3 protein-coding genes are annotated in these 1,523 nt (G+C 66.7%); 1 reads left to right on the top strand and 2 read right to left on the bottom strand.

Annotated elements, in window-relative coordinates:
• Nucleotides 1-27 precede the first annotated feature (27 nt).
• Complete coding sequence (locus ACRDUX_RS13150; protein ID WP_526414467.1) at nt 28-444, top strand: prepilin-type N-terminal cleavage/methylation domain-containing protein; 417 nt, start codon at nt 28-30, stop codon at nt 442-444.
• A 36-nt stretch (nt 445-480) separates the two neighbouring features.
• Here ACRDUX_RS13150 and efp read toward each other — a convergent pair whose 3' ends face one another.
• The gene (efp, locus tag ACRDUX_RS13145) at nt 481-1,044 is read right to left on the bottom strand and encodes an elongation factor P (RefSeq protein ID WP_526414466.1); all 564 of its coding nucleotides are present in this window, start codon (nt 1,042-1,044) and stop codon (nt 481-483) included.
• A gap of 90 nt (nt 1,045-1,134) precedes the next feature.
• Nucleotides 1,135-1,458, bottom strand: a complete 324-nt coding sequence (locus ACRDUX_RS13140; RefSeq protein ID WP_526414465.1) for a cupin domain-containing protein — start codon at nt 1,456-1,458, stop codon at nt 1,135-1,137.
• Nucleotides 1,459-1,523 lie beyond the last annotated feature (65 nt).

Here is a 1,523-nt window from a genome sequence, read left to right as displayed (position 1 = left end):
GTACAGTCCTTGCACTAGCTCTCTCGCATGACCGATCGGAGCCAAGAGAGATCCGCCGCCCGACGAGCGGCCCAGGCGGGTTTCACACTCATTGAGTTGCTCGTCGTGGTGGCGATCATCGGCATCCTGGCGGCCATCGCCGTCCAGGCGCTGAGTCGCTATCGGCAGCAGGCCTATGACGCGGCGGCCATCCACGACCTCGCCAACGCCGTGAATGCCGAGGAAGCCCACTACGCCACCAACCAGACCTACGTGGCCTTCACCGTCGTGGGTCCGACGACGGTGGCGATCCCGGTCACCGCCGTCTCGGGCACGGTCACGGTCGAGTTCCAGGTGAGCGGCGCCGGGGCCGGCGCGACGTTCAGCGGTACCGCGACCTCGAGTCGGGGCAGCGGCAAGGTGTTCAGCTACGACAGCATCAGCGACACCTTCGTCAGCAACTGACGCCCGGGCGACCGCCGGCTAACGCCGCGCCGCGCGCTACTTGGCGCGCGAGAGGTATTCGCCGCTCTCGGTGTCGACGCGGATGACGTCGCCGACGTCGATGAAGTTCGGCACCTGCACCACCAGGCCGGTCTCGGTCGTCGCCGGCTTCAGCGCGTTGGTCACCGTCGCGCTCTTCAGCCCGGGCGCCGTCTCCAACACGGCCAGGTCGACGGTCTTCGGCAGCGAGATGGCGACCGGCGTGCCCTCGTGGAACTCGACCTGTAGGCGCAGGTTCGGCTTCAGGTACTGCGTCCCCTCGCCGAGGCTCTCGCTGTCGAGCGCCGTCTGCTCGAAGGTCGTCGTGTTCATGAAGTAGTAGAGCGCGTCGGACTGGTAGAGGAACTCCATCTCGTGCTGTTCGAGCGTGACGCGCTCGACCTTGTCCTCAGACCGGAAGCGGTTCTCCATCTGGGTGCCGCTGCGCAGGTTGCGCAACTTGGTCTGCACCATGCCGCGCCAGTTGCCCGGCGTCACGTGCACCACGTTGGTCACCCGGTGCAGCTCCTTCTGGTAGTTGATGAGCATGCCGGCTCTGAGATGGGTCGCGGGGATGAGCATGGATGGTCGAGGCCTCCTCAGTAGCGGTACTGCAACCGGCAGCCGTAGCACCTGGGATATCGGCTCGCAATCCGTCCGCGCGCCGGCGGCTCAGCCGGGCTTGGGGGCCATGAGCACCAGCAGCCGGAGTCGCCCCGGCCCGGGGTTGGTGACGCCGTGCGGCACATTCGACGCCGCCAGCGCCGCCGTGCCTGCTTCGACCACGCGCTCCTCGTCGCCGATGCGAATGCGCGCCGTGCCTTCGATGACGTAGTACACCTTGTCCGAGCCGGTGTGGCTATGGGCGGATTGCTCCTGACCGGGCTCGAAACAATACACATCGCAGAACAGCTGGTCGGTGGTGAACAGGTTGTTCTTGCGCATCTTGCCGGCGGCGAACTGGCTGGCAGCGTGAACATCGGCGAATGCACCCATCGCGGGTCCCTCCATGGGGGTCGAGCGTTCAGCCGACTGGCGCCGGCAGCACGGGTGTCGCCATG

It is taken from the genome of Mycobacterium sp., from assembly GCF_050701675.1.
Lineage (GTDB): Bacteria > Actinomycetota > Actinomycetes > Mycobacteriales > Mycobacteriaceae > Mycobacterium.
Note: the sequence above shows the minus strand (reverse complement) of the source record. Positions and strands in the feature narration are given on the sequence as shown.